We start from the raw sequence: 14,590 nt of genomic DNA on the forward strand, positions 1-14,590 counted from the left end.
GTGTGTTGGTAATGATAACAACGGTCTGGGTTGCATGCTTAAACGCGTAGACAGAACTACAGGAGGAAATAGCACAATCCCATGTGGATCCTTTCCACTGACTATTATATCTCAGGAACCACACAATATCGAAACAAGATCCCAAACGCCCTCCGCTCGTTCAAGAATCACGAGCTGCGCGGAGCTCCGCTCCTTGCCTTGGCGAGCAAAGCTCGCTTTAACAAAAGGGAAACATTGTGTTGCTTAAAGCTTTTATTGATGAATGTTATTTATTTTATTTTCAAAGAACCAGAATGTTTGCATCAGAGATGATGCTTATAAATATATTTTACGAGGAGGTTTCACTATTGAAACAAAAAATTACTGTTTTAGGCCCTGGCTCTTGGGGGACAGCTTTAGCCCAAGTGTTATCTGAAAATGGACATGAGGTGAATTTATGGGGAGATAACCCCGCTCAAATTGATGAAATTAATACTTATCATACCAACCGACATTATTTGCCCGATTTAAAACTCCCAGAAAATATTAAAGGGCAGAAAGATTTAAAAACAGCGGTCACAGATGCCGATGCTATTTTATTAGTGGTACCTACAAAAGCGATTCGTAGTGTGGCTAAGCAATTAGCTACGATTGTTGAAAATAAACCTTATATTGTACATGCTTCAAAAGGCTTAGAACAAGGGAGCCATAAACGAATTTCTGAGGTAATTGATGAAGAGTTTCCTGTAGAAAAAAGAAAAGGACTTGTTGTTTTATCTGGACCAAGTCACGCGGAAGAAGTCGCTGTACATGATATTACTACAATTACTGCTGCCAGTTCGGATGATGAAGCGGCGAAATATGTTCAACAAACCTTTATGAATGGCTATTTACGAATTTACACAAATAACGATGTAGTAGGTGTTGAAACAGGCGCCGCTTTAAAAAATATTATTGCCATTGGTTCTGGAGCAATTGCAGGACTTGGGTTTGGAGATAACGCTAAAGCAGCAATTATGACACGAGGGCTAGCTGAAATTAGCCGTTTAGGTGTAGCGATGGGCGCAGACCCATTAACATTTAGTGGTTTAAGTGGTGTAGGGGATTTAATTGTGACTTGTACAAGTGTTCATTCACGGAACTGGCGTGCAGGTAACATGCTTGGAAAAGGACAAAAACTACAAGATGTAGTAGATAACATGGGAATGGTTATTGAAGGTGTGTCTACAACAAAAGCAGCTATGGAATTAGCAGAACAATTGAATGTGGACATGCCTATAACTGAAACAATCTATCGCGTCCTTTATGAAGATAAGGATATTCGCCAAGCAGCTAAAGATATTATGATGCGTGATGGTAAAATAGAAAACGAATTTTCTTAAAAACAAAAAGTAAAGGAGACCTTTCGAATGAAAGTAAAAAAAGCAGTCATTCCAGCCGCTGGTTTAGGCACTCGTTTTTTGCCTACGACAAAGGCAATGGCTAAGGAGATGCTTCCTATTGTTGATAAACCAACGATTCAATTTATCGTGGAAGAAGCATTAGATTCTGGGATTGAAGATATTTTAATTGTTACTGGTAAGGGGAAACGCCCGATTGAAGATCATTTCGATGCTAATTTAGAATTAGAAATGAATTTAAGAGAAAAAGGAAAAGACGATTTATTAAAGTTAGTGGAAGAAACCACTGACGTTAATTTACATTTTATTCGGCAATCACACCCCAAAGGGCTTGGCCACGCCATTTTGCAAGCAAAAGCTTTTGTAGGAAATGAGCCTTTTGTGGTTATGCTGGGAGATGACTTGATGAAAGATCAAATTCCACTTAGTAAACAATTGATAGATGATTATGAAAAAACGCATGCATCCACTATTGGAGTAATGGACGTCCCTCATGAAGATACTTCTAAATATGGAATTATCAATCCGGAAAGACAAGTTGAAGACGGCTTGTACAATGTGAATAGTTTTGTTGAAAAACCCGAACCAGAAGTGGCTCCAAGTGACTTGGCGATCATTGGACGCTACTTATTAACACCAGAGATTTTTACCATCCTAGAAAATCTAGCCCCTGGTGCTGGAGGAGAAGTCCAGTTAACGGATGCTATCGATATTTTAAACAAAACGCAGCGTGTATTTGCCCGTGAGTTTAGAGGCAAACGATTTGATGTTGGGGATAAATTTGGGTTTATGAAGACAAGTATTGAATATGGCCTTGTTCACCCACAAATTAAAGATGATTTATCGGATTATATTATTGAACTTGGTAATCAATTGAGTCAAAAGAAACAAGCTAATCAATCTTCAGTAGATACAACAACTAGGGAAGAAGAATGATAGCTATTTTTCTCTTTTAAGCGATTAACTATCAGCAATGTTTTTCAATAAAGTAAGCGGCCTAGGAAATTGAATGATCATCGGATTGCCGAAAAAAATTCAGTAATTAGAACGATTATTATTTGTTTTAAAATTTTGAAAATGATATGCTTATATATATTAAGAAAATAGGAAAGGGGTTTTGGTATGACTGCTGGAGGTATTGCCGGTTTAATTGCCGCTATCGCATTTGCAGTACTCGTCATCTTCCTGATAAGGTTATTGATGAAAGTTGAAAAAACCGTAACTTCCGTAGAAAAAACTGTAGAAGAAGCGAATAATACGATAGAGGTAGTAACAAAAGATGTTGATTTACTTTCACGAGAAGTGGAAGGACTACTAACAAAGGGAAATGAATTATTTTCAGATGTGAACAAAAAAGTGGCTACTATCGATCCACTATTTACCGCCATTGCTGATTTAAGTACTAGCATTTCAGAGTTAAATGCTTCTGGAAAAAGTCTTGTTTCAAGAATTAATGATTTAGGAAAGACAACAGCACAAACAACAGTTGCTGGCAAGGTAGGAAAAACCGCAATGAAATTTTTTAAACAACGGAATAAAGAAAAATAATTGGAGGGATTTTCATGGGAAAAAAAGATGGATTTTTACTAGGTGCTGTGGTTGGAGGCACTGCAGCTGCAGTGACAGCTTTGTTATTAGCACCTGAATCAGGTAAAGAATTGCGCGAGAAATTAGCAAAGCAGGTAGACCATGCTTTAGATGCTGCTTCAGATTATACAGATATTGCAAAAGATAAGGGCAGCGATTTAACGGACCTTGCTAAGGAAAAAGCGGACGATCTCAGCAAGCAAGCTAGCGATCTTGCAGGATCTATGAAAAGTAAGACCCAAAATACAGCAGAAGATGTGAAAGATACAGTTTCCGATGCCGCTTCAGATTACGCTGATTTAGCAAGTGATATGGCAGAAGACGCAAAAGACACAGCTGCAGCGGTGTCTGATGAAGTTCAAGATACAGCAGAAGATATCATTATTGATGTCAAAGATACTTCAGACGCAGTGCAAGAGACAGTAGCTCAAGGAGCTTCTGAGGGAAGTTCGATTGCACAAGATGCTAAAGATCAAGCTGATGTAGTAACCAGCGAAACCAAAGATAATTTAGCTGCCGAACATGAAGATATCAAAGAAGACTTTGATGATTCAGTAGGAGACTTAAAAGATGAAGTTGAAAAGAATAATCCGGGTGAAGAATAAATATTTATAGCTTTTGCCGAGTAGAGCAATTTTGTCGTTGCTCTTACTCGGCTTTTTTATTGTGTTTGGATGTGTAGGAGGCACCTTAGAAACGCTCAAAACTAAGGTAGATCATAATAAACTATATAGAAAAATAATCCATCCTTTATTTAAAGAAATGGATTATTTAAATACTTATTCAATAATCTGTAATTCTTTGCTGGTTTTAGTAAATGGTTGGCAGCCATCTTTAGTTACATAAACACAGTCTTCTATACGTACGCCAACTTCCCCAGGTAAATAAATTCCTGGCTCAATAGAAAAGCACATTCCCTCTTCAAGCACTAAATCATTTCCGGCAACCAATGAAGGGTACTCATGAATTGTCGTACCAATACCATGTCCTAGACGATGGTTAAACGCTTCGCCATATCCATAATTTTCAATGACTTCCCGTGCTATTTTGTCTAACTCACTTGCTTTGACGCCAGGTTTTACAGCTTCTTGGGCGGTTAGTTGAGCTTCTAATACGATATTATAAATATCCCGTTGCCATTTTGTCGGTTCTTTAAAAGCTACCGTACGTGTAGCGTCACTACAATAGCCTTTCCAAATGACTCCTAGATCAAATAAGACAAAATGATTTTTTTGAACAGAAGCTTCTCCGGGAGTTCCATGAGGGTTAGCAGCTTTAGCCCCAGCTAATACTTCTGTATCAAATGACATTTTAGCTACGCCTTTACGTTTTAGTTGATACTCAATTTCAGCAATAATTTCAGCTTCAGTAGCTCCTTCTTTAATAGCAGAAAAGCCAATGTCAAAAGCCACATCTGCCCAAGAGCCGGCTTCAATAAGCGTGTTAATTTCATTTGGTGTTTTGTATAATTGTATTCGTTCAATAACTGGCGATAAGTTTTTAGAAAAATCTGTTCTTGGGAAATGATTTGCAAATGCCTCAAAATGATCTAAATTCAAAGAAGATTTTTCGATAGCAATATCTGAAGGCTCGCCGAAACGTCTGTGTATTTCTTCAGCAATCATTTTCCATGGATCTTGTGAGTCTTGATAACCTATAACATCATATTTCCAGGCACTTTCCTTAGCTGCTTGAGCATCTAATGCGGGTGTAAATAAGAATGGCTCTTTATCAACTGCAAAGAACAAAGCCAAGATTCTCTCGTGAGGGTCACTAGCAAAACCTGTAAAATAAGCGATGGTGTTAGGATCCGTAATATAAGCTAGCTCTGTCCCGTTTGCTTTCATCCACTTTGTTAATTCATTTATCTTTTCATTGTTCATATAGTGCCTTCTTTCTAACTTATTTATTTTATTTTAGCATTCTTATAAGAGAATTTCTAAAATTTGTTTAAGAAAAAAGCATTTTCATGAAAATGAAGTAAAACGGTTGCACCTTTGATTTAAATTTGCTATTCTAGAAAAGAAATGAAAAAGAGATTTTCAGAAAATAAAAAGTGATAGGAGATTTAAATATGGAAAAACAGACAGTTACAATTTATGACGTAGCCCGAGAAGCAAATGTTTCCATGGCAACGGTCTCACGGGTTGTTAACGGGAATCCCAATGTAAAGCCAGCAACTCGCAAAAAAGTGTTAGAAGTGATTGACGGTCTTGATTATCGTCCAAACGCAGTAGCTCGTGGATTAGCTAGCAAAAAAACCACAACGATTGGCGTGATTATTCCAGATGTCAGCAATATGTTCTTTTCTTCTTTGGCACGTGGTATTGATGATGTGGCTACTATGTATAAATACAATATTATTTTAGCCAATTCAGATGGTGATAGTGCTAAAGAGGTACAAGTGTTAAATAATCTATTAGCTAAGCAAGTAGACGGCATTATCTTTATGGGTCATCGTATTACAGATAAAGTTCGTGCAGAGTTTTCTCGTTCGAAAACCCCTGTAGTTTTGGCTGGTTCAATTGATCCAGATGAGCAAGTAGGTAGTGTAAATATCGATTATAAAGAAGCAGCGAAAGAAGCAGTTTCTCTATTGGCTAAAAATGGTCATGAAAGAATAGCTTTTATTAGTGGGGCATTAATTGATGCGATTAATGGACAAAATCGCCTCACTGGATATAAAGATGCGTTAAAAGAAAATAACTTGGATTATAATGAAGGGTTGATTTTTGAATCACCATATAATTTTAAAGATGGTCTAGCTTTAGTAGAGCGTGTGTTAAATAGTGGAGCAACAGCTGCTTATGTTACGGATGACGAATTAGCTATTGGTGTTTTAGATGGTCTTTATGACCAAGGGGTGGATGTTCCAAAAGATTTTGAAATTATCACTAGTAATAATTCTCTATTGACTGATGTAGCACGTCCACGTTTATCAAGTATTGCACAGCCACTTTATGATATTGGAGCTGTAGCTATGCGGCTATTAACGAAGTTGATGAATAGAGAAGAAATCGAACAAAAAACGATCGAACTTCCGTCAACAATCATGGAAAAAGAATCAACCAAATAAATATTGGACAAATGAAATACTAAAAAAACATCTCAGTTACTGAGGCGTTTTTTTATGGCCAAAAACTAGGATAGGAGTATTTTACTTATCACATTGACAACTTTTTTCACCGTTCATCACAATGTAGAGCAAATGAATAACATTTTTTGTGAAGGAAGAATCTAGAAAGTGGGTGACAAGTGAAAAAGGGCTATTAGAACAGTTTCAAACTAAAGTGGTTACTTTATACCCAATAAGATAAAACACTTATTGAAGAATTTGACTTGGAAAGTAACCTAATTAGAACAGTAAATTTAGAAAAACAATTATATTCAAAAAATATTGAAGAAATACTAAAATACTTAGAATGGTTGAATTTGACGTAACAATCAATATAAAAAAACCAAGGAAGGCTATTATAACCGTCCTTGGTTCTTTTATTAATCGTCATCATCATCGTTGTCATCAGGCCCATTTTGCCAGTAGTCTTCGTAATCATCTTCGCTACCACCAATGCCAAATCGGAAGCTTGGACCTGGCGGAGTTCCTTGAGCCCAATAAGAAGTTGTTGTATCGTTAGGAACACGCATTGTTGAACCATCGACTTCAACAGTATCGTCATCATCGACTTGAGTTCCCGTAAATTCAGAGACTTCTTCTTCATTAACATCGTCGTCTAATTCAAACTCTTCATCAACTCCTAGACTGTCTGGATCAGCTTGATAAATCGAATTAGCAAGTTGAGCCATATAGCGAGCGGTACGATCACTAGCGTTACGGTCGGTTCCTTCATTATCTTCACGCCCAGACCAACTACTTAAAGTTGCTCTTGGAGTAGAAACGGCTAGCCAAGAATCTCTGTACTCATCAGTCGTACCTGTTTTTCCTACCCAATCAGCATTGGCAAGATTATAATTTAAATTGCTAACACCCGATATAAAGTCCGTCGTGTATCCACTATCGAGAACATCACGCATTAAGTCGTTCATGATTGAGGCAGCCGCTCTAGAATAAACGCGCTCAGGATTTTCTTCGTGTTCATACAATGCTTCACCACTAGAGTCGGTAATTGATTCAATCAGATATCCTTCTTGGGAGACTCCTCCATTGGCTAATGTTTGGAATCCATTTGTTTGTTCTAATGTGGTTACTTCAGGAACGCCAGAAGATGCTGATTCATAAGTCCACGCATCTGTCTCTGGATAATTCATTTTTTGTAAGTAATTATCATAAACAAAAGAAGCATCGTTTTTATCATCTAAAAGTTCTTGATAAATATGATAACTAGCAATATTACTTGAATATTCCAGTGACTCGCGGATGGTTTGGAAAGTTTCTGTTCCTTCATTAGTTGCATTGACAATAGGATCGCCTTCGTTTTCCCCTTGTTGCCAATCTGCTGGGTAATCTGAAACACGAGATTCAGTACCGATTAACCCTTGGTCGATAGCTGGTCCATACACTAATGCAGGCTTAATCGCTGAACCAGCTTGTCTAGTAGAATTAAATGCGTGGTTAAATTGATTTTCTTCATAATCTCGTCCACCAACAAAGCCAAGAATTCTTCCAGTTTCATTGTCCATATACACATTACCAACTTCAACTTGGTTGTTATTATCTAATAAGTATCCATAGTTTTCCGCTGTATCTTGCATAGCATCGTAAATATCTTGGTCAATCGTGGTATTGACAGTATAACCGCCGTTTACTAATCTTTGTTGAGCTTCTTGGATATAAGTTTGATAAGTTTCTTCTTGAGAGAACTCATCGCTACTTACATCATCTTCATTTGCTAACTGCCTAGCAATAATTTTTAAGGACTCATTCATGACAGTATCGTATAAGAAGCTTTGGTCATCATTACTTTCAGCAGGATCTTCTCTTTCTAGAAAATCTGAAGTTAAATCATAATCTCGGGCATCTTCATATTCTTCTCTTGAAATGTCGTGATTACGATACATACTAAATAAAACATAGTCTTTTCGTTCTAGCCCAGATTCTAAGTCGTCTTGTAGTTTACCTGAATTCGTATAAGGGCTATAAGCAATCGGACTTTGTGGTAGGCCGGCGATAAATGCAGCTTGCGGTAAGTTCAACTCATTGGCATCTACGCCAAATATTCCTTGAGCAGCTTCTTGAGCTCCAGCAATGTTTTCCCCTTGGTTATTTCGTCCAAAAGGAGAAACGTTTAAATAGATTGTCAAAATTTCATCTTTAGAGAAATTATTTTCAACTTGCTGTGCTAACAAAATTTCATTTGCTTTCCGTTCAAATGTTACATTATCAGACAAAATTTGTTGTTTGACAATTTGCTGTGTTAAGGTTGATCCACCACTTGAACCGATGCCAGTTACTTCAGAGACAAGGGCTCGTAAGACTGCTTTGGGAACGACGCCATCATGTTGATAGAAATCTTTATCTTCTGTAGCAATAGCGGCTTGTTTTAATGTATCCGATATTTGATCTGATTCTACGCTATTGCGATGTAACTCTGTGTCAATATTTGCAATATTGCTACCGTCTGCATAAGCTAAACTTGAAGTTTCATCAACGTCTTCAAGATCTCCTTCTAACTCTTCTTTGGTAGGTATTTCAGTATCTTGGACTAGATAAGCAAAATAACCTGCGCCAATACCTGCACCAAGAGCACCTAATAATAAGACCAAACAGACAAGGGTTAACAGAAGCGACTGGATGACTCTTATTACGATATGGAGATAAAACCAGCCAGAACCTTGCTGTTGATTTGTTTTTTGAGAATTTTTTTTCTGCTGCGACAAACACGTCACCTCATTTATTTTTACTTCTGTATGATTATAGCAAAAAAAAAGCAACTTGAATAGTTTGATTCTTTTAAGATAAAACTAAGACTTTTATTTCACTTTTTTTTCGGTTATCATTACATTGAGTATAAATTATAAGGAGGAAATACCATGCAATCAGACTTTTTACAAGAGCTAAAGCAACGCGGTCTGATTCATCAAATTACTGATGAAAAAGCGTTAGAAAAAAAATTAAACGAAGAGTCTGTAAAATTATATGTAGGCTTTGATCCTACTGCAGAAAGTTTACATATTGGGCATTTGTTGCCGATTTTGATGCTTAGACGTTTTCAACAAAATGGTCACATGCCCATTGCACTTGTTGGCGGTGGGACAGGAATGATCGGAGATCCTTCATTTAAGGACCAAGAAAGACAATTAAATCCTTTGGCAACCGTCCAAGACTGGTCTAATAGTATTAAACGGCAGCTATCTCAGTTTATTGATTTTGATAATGAAAAGAATCCAGCAATTGTAGCCAATAATTATGACTGGTTAGGCGAAATGACTTTAATTGATTTTTTAAGAAATGTAGGCAAAAACTTTACAATTAATTATATGATGAGTAAAGAAAGTGTAAAGCGTCGTATTGAAGCAGGGATTTCTTATACGGAATTTGCTTACCAATTACTACAAGCTTATGATTTTTTAAAGCTATATCAAAAACATGGTTGTCTTTTACAGTTAGGCGGTAGTGATCAGTGGGGAAATATTACTTCAGGAATTGAACTGTTACATCGTGAAGAGGATGTACAAGGTTTTGGTATTACTATTCCATTAATTACTAAAGCCGATGGGAAAAAATTTGGTAAAACAGAAGGCAACGCGATTTGGCTTGATGCTAATAAAACAAGCCCGTATGAATTTTATCAATTTTGGTTAAATACGGATGACCGTGATGCCATTAGGTTCTTAAAATACTTTACTTTCTTTAATTTGGATGAAATTGCAAAAATCGAAGAAGAATTTAATCAAGCGCCTGAAACAAGAGCTGCACAAAAAGCTTTAGCTAAAGATGTAACTACTTTAGTTCATGGAAAAGAAGGTTATGAACAAGCAAAGCGAATTTCAGAAGCATTATTTAGTGGATCTGTTAAAGAGCTAAGTATAGAGGAATTAGACCAAGCTTTCAATGGAGTCCCAGCCTACAAAGTAAATACTGAAGATTCCTTAAACTTAGTGGACATAGTGATTACTGCTGGTATTGAATCCTCAAAACGACAAGCAAGAGAAGACATAAATAATGGAGCAATTTATCTTAATGGTGATCGTATTCAAGATACGAATTATGAAATTCAAGAAGCAGATAAATTAGGTGGGGAAACGACCGTTATTCGTCGTGGGAAAAAAAGGTATTTTATATTACGCTTTTAAAAGAAGAGGAAATCACAAGAGACTTGCTTTCTTGTGATTTCATTATTTCAAAAGGAGTTTTTTATGGGGGCAATTATTGTACAAGCTGTGGGATTGTTTCTCATTATTGTATTGGCTTATTTTTTAAAGCAAATTGGTCTTTTACATAAAGCAGATGGTTCTAGTTTGTCTATTATCATTATGAACGTTACCTTGCCAGCCGTCATTATTATTAATTTAGTCAATTTAGATATTGAAGGTAATTTATTATTGTTCGTATTGATTGGATTTTTCTGGTCTATTTTACAAATTTTTATTAGCTATTTTATAACGAAAAACAAAACAAAAACAGAGCAGCAATTTTTTATATACTGTGCTACCGGTTTTAATATAGGAAACTTCACTTTACCCTTTGTGCAAGGATTCCTACCTTTAGGAGTCCCTTTACTTTCTATGTTTGATACAGGGAATAGTATTATGCTTGCTGGAGGAACGAAAGTGCTCGGTGATCGCTTGACAGGTCAAGATACCGGCGTAACCTTCAAAGATGTATTACGGCAATTATTTTCTTCTATCCCTTTTACTTGTTATATAGTAATGTTAGCTTTGCGTTTACTTTCTTTGGATTTATCTGCGGCCTTTTTAACGATTTTAGAACCAGTGGCAAATGCGAATGTTTTCTTGTCAATGTTTATGATAGGTCTGTATTTGGAGTTACGGTTACCTCCTCAAGATCGTAATACGGTATTTCAATTGTTAACTTTACGTTATGTTATGGGAATGGCCTTTGTGGGATTGTTTTATTTGTTGCCAATGGAACCTCTTGCTAAAATGATATTGTGTTTACTCTGTGTAACGCCTGTTCCTTTATTTGGTGTTGTTAACTCAGTCATAGCCGGTGTCAAAGAGGAAAGCGTGGGTGTTGCTTCATCTATAAGTTTCTTAATAAGTTTACCATTAATGACACTTATATTATTGTTGTTGGCTCCTACGATTTAGAGAAAATTGAAAAATTTAGGAGGAATACTATGTTAATAGGTTCGCATGTTTCTATGAAAGGTAAAAAAATGTTTTTAGGTTCCGCAGAAGAAGCTGCTAGTTATGATTCTTCAACTTTTATGATCTATACGGGTGCACCGCAAAATACACGTAGAAAAGCGATTGAAGATATGCGTATTGAAGAAGGAAAAAATTATATGAAAGAACACGGATTATCTAATATTGTCGTCCATGCGCCGTATATTGTTAATTTGGGGAACACGAATAAACCACAAATGTTTGAGTTTGCCATTGAGTTTATGAAAGATGAAATTCAACGTGCAGAAGCACTAGGGGCCAACCAGATTACTTTACACCCTGGCTCTCATGTAGGTGCAGGTGCCAAGGCCGGTATCGCTCAAATCGTTAAAGGTTTAAATGAGGTGTTGGATAAAAACCAAAAAGCGCAAATTGCATTAGAAACGATGGCCGGCAAAGGGACTGAAATTGGACGCTCTTTTGAAGAACTTGCAAGTATTATTGAGGGTGTTACATTAAATGATAAACTTTCGATAACGCTTGATACTTGTCATGTTAGCGACGCTGGCTATAACATTCGTGAAGATTTTGATGGTGTATTGGAAGAATTTGATCAAATCATTGGTTTGGATCGTTTGAAAGTTGTTCATGTCAATGATTCTAAAAATGAACTTGCCTCCCATAAGGATAGGCATACGAATATCGGTTTTGGTACCATTGGATTTGATGCATTAAATAAAGTGGTCCATCACGATCAATTAGTTAATTTGCCTAAAATCTTAGAGACTCCTTGGGTAGGTGAAGATAAAAAAGATAAAAAACCGCCCTACGGATACGAAATTTCTATGCTTCATCAGGGAGAATTTGACTCTGATATGTTGGAAAAAGTTAAACAACAATAAATGACAAAAAGCAGAACGTTTAATAGTTCTGCTTTTTTGTATACTCCTTGGATTTTTTGTATAATAAAAGTAGAAAGGCAGGGATGCAAATGATTTTAGATGAAACATTCCAACTAGTCAATGATGTAAAAATTCCTAAGATTGGTTTTGGAACTTGGCAAACGCCACCTGATGATGCGTATCGTGCAACGAAATATGCGTTAGATAATGGTTATAAACACGTAGATACGGCTTATGTTTATGGCAATGAAACAAACGTTGGACAAGCAATAAACGATGCTTCTGTTGATCGTAATGAAATTTTTGTGACTACCAAAGTTCCAGCGGAAACAGATTCTTATACTCAAGCGATGGACAATATTGATGAATCTTTACAACGCTTAGGATTAGCTCAAGTTGATTTGTTGTTGATCCACGCACCAAGGCCTTGGAGTAGAATTGGCGAAGTACGAGAAAAAGATGATGAAAAAAATATTCAAGTATGGAAAGCTTTAGAAGATGCTTACCGAGACGGAAAGACGAGAGCTATCGGCGTTTCAAACTTTAATGTGGATGATTTAAAAAATATTATTGAAAATGGGAATGTTAAACCTATGGTCAATCAAATCAAGTGCTACATTGGGAATTTAAGCACAGGAACCATAGAATTTTGTCAAAACAATTCAATCTTAGTGGAAGGTTATTCTCCTTTAGCCACTGGAGGAATTTTAGAAGATAAACGTATCCAAAAAATAGCAGAAAAGTATGGTAAATCTATTCCACAAGTTGCCATCCGTTATTTGTTGGAAAAAGATATATTGCCATTACCTAAATCCGTTCATGAAAAATATATTTCAGAAAATGCGAAGGTCGATTTTTCCATAACACAAGAAGATATGGAAGAATTAGATCGGTTATAAGGCAATTACCTAAAAGGCTCACTTTTATCTTTTCTTTTCGTTATTTTTCTAGTAGAATACTTTGTGGACAGCTTAGAGGAAAGGAGAGTATAAAATGTCAATCGGTTATGTAATTTTGATTGCGGTGCTCGCTTTAATTATTGGTGCTGTTGGCGGTTTCTTTTTGGCACGTAAATATATGGAAAACTATATGAAAAAAAATCCACCCATTAATGAAGATATGTTACGTACAATGATGATGTCAATGGGACAAAAACCTTCTGAAAAGAAAATTCGTCAAATGATGCAACAGATGAAAAATCAGAAATAAAAAAAGCGGATCGTGGTGATTCGCTTTTTTTTATGGAAAATTAGAGCTACAAAACAAAAGTAGGTCAAGAAATTAAAAAAACTAGAGTTGAAAAAGGAAAGTAAGTCAAGAAATCAGGAAAACTAGAGCTGAAATTAATAAGTAGGTCAAGAAATGAGAAAAACTAGAGCTGAAATCGTTAAGTAGGTCTAAAATCTAAAAAATCTAGAACAAGTTTTTCTTAGAAGCTTTAGATTTTTTAAAGAGTTAATTTGGAATAATTGCATCAGTCACTTGAATTTTCGGAGAATTATTTTCATGCATCACTGGCGATGTACTGGTGCGATTATCGTACTCTTCTCCAATAGCAATTAAATGGGCCATATTTTTTTGATAATTTTTAGCAAAAACCGTACTGTATAAAATATCTAATAGATAAGAAACCGAAGTACTGGTTGTATAACTACCAATTTTTGAATACAGTTTTTCTCTTGTAGCTAAACGTAGATGACAATTAGAAAATTTCGCTAAGGTATTATCACCAATTCCTGTTAAAACAATAATTGTTGCTCCTTGTGCTTTTAAAATAGGCAAAATTCGTTTAAGCATCTCATTTTCACCTGTATAAGAAATCATTAGGACACAAGTATTTTTGTCTGTGCTATAGGCTTCATAGACATGTTCTCCAATAGTTTCTGCCACGCTCGTTTGCTTTTTAATCCGACGCATTTTTAAAGCAAAATCTTGTGAAATTAGAAGATTTGCGTTTGAAGTGAAAATCTTAATTTGTTTTGATTGATATAATAGATCGGTAGCTTTTTGAAGTTCTTTATGTTCAAGCAAAGAAAGGGTATCAGAAATCGTTTCTTGTTCTAAAGAAGCAATCTTTTGCGCGATCGTTAGAATACTATCATTTTCTGTAAAAGGCAGGTTAGCGTCTGTTTGTACAAAATGATTGTGTAAATAGTCTTGTTCTTTTAAAAAAGCGTCTTTGAAATCGTTCCAACCGTGAAATCCTATTTTTTTAGCAACCCGAATCAAAGTTGAGGGATGTACGTAATTTTTTTCGGCAATCTCTTTTACTGTAGTATTTTCAATTCTTGTATAGTCTGTAAGAATATAACGAACGACTTCTCTTTCTGCAGGAGAAAAAGAAATTTCTTCGATTTTTTCTGTTAATAACATAGAACACCTCATTTACATAGTTTTAATATATATTGTAAACGATGTTTACGATATTTGTCGATACTTTTATTTTATCTGTAAATAATAATTGAAAATTCAGGA

The 14,590-nt window shown here is 35.9% G+C and carries 13 protein-coding genes; 10 read left to right on the forward strand and 3 right to left on the reverse strand.

Going from position 1 to position 14,590, the window contains the following annotated elements; all coding sequences use genetic code 11:
• Positions 1-347: 347 nt before the first annotated feature.
• From G577_RS0102520 to G577_RS0102535, 4 genes are all read left to right on the forward strand, one after another.
• Entirely contained in the window at positions 348-1,361 is a 1,014-nt protein-coding gene (locus tag G577_RS0102520) for an NAD(P)H-dependent glycerol-3-phosphate dehydrogenase (protein ID WP_028789817.1), read from the forward strand.
• A gap of 27 nt (positions 1,362-1,388) precedes the next feature.
• Positions 1,389-2,315 (forward strand): UTP--glucose-1-phosphate uridylyltransferase GalU, encoded by a 927-nt coding sequence (galU, locus tag G577_RS0102525; RefSeq protein ID WP_028789818.1) that lies wholly within the window; start codon positions 1,389-1,391, stop codon positions 2,313-2,315.
• Between the two features lie 186 nt (positions 2,316-2,501).
• Positions 2,502-2,927, forward strand: coding sequence for a DUF948 domain-containing protein (locus G577_RS0102530; protein ID WP_028789819.1), 426 nt, complete (start codon positions 2,502-2,504; stop codon positions 2,925-2,927).
• 14 nt (positions 2,928-2,941) lie between these two features.
• The gene (locus G577_RS0102535; RefSeq protein WP_028789820.1) at positions 2,942-3,571 is read left to right on the forward strand and encodes a YtxH domain-containing protein; all 630 of its coding nucleotides are present in this window, start codon (positions 2,942-2,944) and stop codon (positions 3,569-3,571) included.
• Positions 3,572-3,745: 174 nt separating this feature from the next.
• Here G577_RS0102535 and G577_RS0102540 read toward each other — a convergent pair whose 3' ends face one another.
• Positions 3,746-4,849 carry an aminopeptidase P family protein gene (locus tag G577_RS0102540; RefSeq protein ID WP_028789821.1) on the reverse strand — a complete coding sequence of 368 codons (1,104 nt, stop codon included), beginning with the start codon at positions 4,847-4,849 and terminating at the stop codon, positions 3,746-3,748.
• Positions 4,850-5,040: 191 nt separating this feature from the next.
• Here G577_RS0102540 and ccpA point away from each other — a divergent pair, with 191 nt between their 5' ends.
• Complete coding sequence (ccpA, locus tag G577_RS0102545) at positions 5,041-6,042, forward strand: catabolite control protein A (RefSeq protein WP_028789822.1); 1,002 nt, start codon at positions 5,041-5,043, stop codon at positions 6,040-6,042.
• 419 nt (positions 6,043-6,461) lie between these two features.
• On the opposite strand, the gene G577_RS0102550 is transcribed toward ccpA, so the two are convergent.
• Positions 6,462-8,810, reverse strand: a complete 2,349-nt coding sequence (locus G577_RS0102550) for a transglycosylase domain-containing protein (protein ID WP_425314961.1) — start codon at positions 8,808-8,810, stop codon at positions 6,462-6,464.
• A gap of 144 nt (positions 8,811-8,954) precedes the next feature.
• On the opposite strand from G577_RS0102550, the gene tyrS reads away from it, so the two are divergent.
• The 5 genes from tyrS to G577_RS0102575 all read left to right on the forward strand — a co-directional run bounded on the left by tyrS (position 8,955) and on the right by G577_RS0102575 (position 13,324).
• Positions 8,955-10,217 (forward strand): tyrosine--tRNA ligase, encoded by a 1,263-nt coding sequence (tyrS, locus tag G577_RS0102555; RefSeq protein ID WP_028789824.1) that lies wholly within the window; start codon positions 8,955-8,957, stop codon positions 10,215-10,217.
• Between the two features lie 63 nt (positions 10,218-10,280).
• Complete coding sequence (locus G577_RS0102560; protein ID WP_028789825.1) at positions 10,281-11,195, forward strand: AEC family transporter; 915 nt, start codon at positions 10,281-10,283, stop codon at positions 11,193-11,195.
• A 29-nt stretch (positions 11,196-11,224) separates the two neighbouring features.
• Entirely contained in the window at positions 11,225-12,115 is an 891-nt protein-coding gene (locus G577_RS0102565) for a deoxyribonuclease IV (protein ID WP_028789826.1), read from the forward strand.
• Between the two features lie 89 nt (positions 12,116-12,204).
• Positions 12,205-13,014 (forward strand): aldo/keto reductase, encoded by an 810-nt coding sequence (locus tag G577_RS0102570; RefSeq protein ID WP_028789827.1) that lies wholly within the window; start codon positions 12,205-12,207, stop codon positions 13,012-13,014.
• Positions 13,015-13,108: 94 nt separating this feature from the next.
• Positions 13,109-13,324, forward strand: coding sequence for a YneF family protein (locus G577_RS0102575; RefSeq protein ID WP_028789828.1), 216 nt, complete (start codon positions 13,109-13,111; stop codon positions 13,322-13,324).
• A 246-nt stretch (positions 13,325-13,570) separates the two neighbouring features.
• Here G577_RS0102575 and G577_RS0102580 read toward each other — a convergent pair whose 3' ends face one another.
• Positions 13,571-14,488 (reverse strand): MurR/RpiR family transcriptional regulator, encoded by a 918-nt coding sequence (locus tag G577_RS0102580; RefSeq protein WP_028789829.1) that lies wholly within the window; start codon positions 14,486-14,488, stop codon positions 13,571-13,573.
• Positions 14,489-14,590: the final 102 nt, after the last annotated feature.

The sequence above is a fragment of the Tetragenococcus muriaticus DSM 15685 genome, assembly GCF_000423785.1.
Lineage (GTDB): Bacteria > Bacillota > Bacilli > Lactobacillales > Enterococcaceae > Tetragenococcus > Tetragenococcus muriaticus.